The sequence below is a fragment of the Mesorhizobium escarrei genome, from assembly GCF_935825525.1.
Taxonomy (GTDB): Bacteria; Pseudomonadota; Alphaproteobacteria; order Rhizobiales; family Rhizobiaceae; genus Mesorhizobium; species Mesorhizobium escarrei.
The window spans coordinates 1-1,027 of record NZ_CAKXZT010000128.1; the positions used below are offsets into that span (position 1 = coordinate 1).

At 64.9% G+C, this 1,027-nt stretch carries 1 protein-coding gene; it reads right to left on the reverse strand.

The annotated features are described in order from the left end of the window. The coding region (locus NMG80_RS17445) for a MalT transcriptional regulator family protein (protein WP_254019236.1) at window positions 1-749 on the reverse strand (749 nt) is incomplete at its 3' end. Window positions 750-1,027 lie beyond the last annotated feature (278 nt).

Sequence of the window (1,027 nt, forward strand, 5' to 3'; positions counted from 1 at the left end):
GGTCCGCCGAAAACCGTGTCGTCAAGTCCGACCGCCGAGCCGTGATCGGCGAGGAGAACCAGCCCGATCGCCCAGCCGCGCGCCGCTTCGACATCGACTGGAACGGCGGCGCTCCTCGAACGAAGTTGCACGAGATCGCGCGCTTCCTCGACCGAGAATTCGAGCGCCGATCGGTCGACGATGGCCATTTGGCCCTTGAGAACGAGGTCGCCCAGTTCGTCGTGGGGCAGCGTGCGGGAGATGCAGATGCAGCGGACCGTGTCAGGAAGTTCACGGAACATCACGGAAAGCACCGCCCGGAATTCGGGCGTGTCGGCGTCGTGCAAATCGTCGAGGACCAGTATGGTGTCGGGCTTCAACCGCGCGAAATAGGCTCTGAAGAAGCGCCTGGCGAACTCCTTCGGCTGCTCGGCATATTCGACGCCGAACACCGGCATGTCCGCGGCCGAGGCGAGTGACTGCGCCAGATATTGAAAGAAGCGCGCGATATCCTGGTCGCCCTCGTCGATGCGGAACCACACATGCGGTGCCGCGACGCTTTCGAGGTAGTCGATGACCGCCGTCGTCTTGCCGTAGCCGGCCGGCGCCGCCACCCAGCATACGCTCGAACGCGATTTCAGACCGATCGCTTCGAGAACGCGGTTCCGCCTCAATATCCTGGCGCTGCGCGGCGCCGCCAGCTTGGCGATCCGGCCTGTGCCCGGGAGCGGGCGCCTCGCATCGGCGTCAATGGCGTCTAGGGCGGTCATCGGGGCTCCCGCTCGACCAATATCGAGCGTCGGGTCGTGCCGTGATGACCGTCCCGCAGCCCAGATTGACCTTAGGGTAGCGCAATCGTGCGACAATTCGTAGGGGCTTCGCAGATGAAGCGGCAACGGCGGGGGCTGACGCGCAGCCAGCGGATGGACGCGATCGCCGGCCTCGTTCTGATCCTGGCAGCCCTTCTCCTGGCAAACATCCTGCTCGGAGCGTGAGGGGTGGCTGCCAGAGCGACGATAGCCCGGTGTTTCGGCAGACAGCGCAAAAC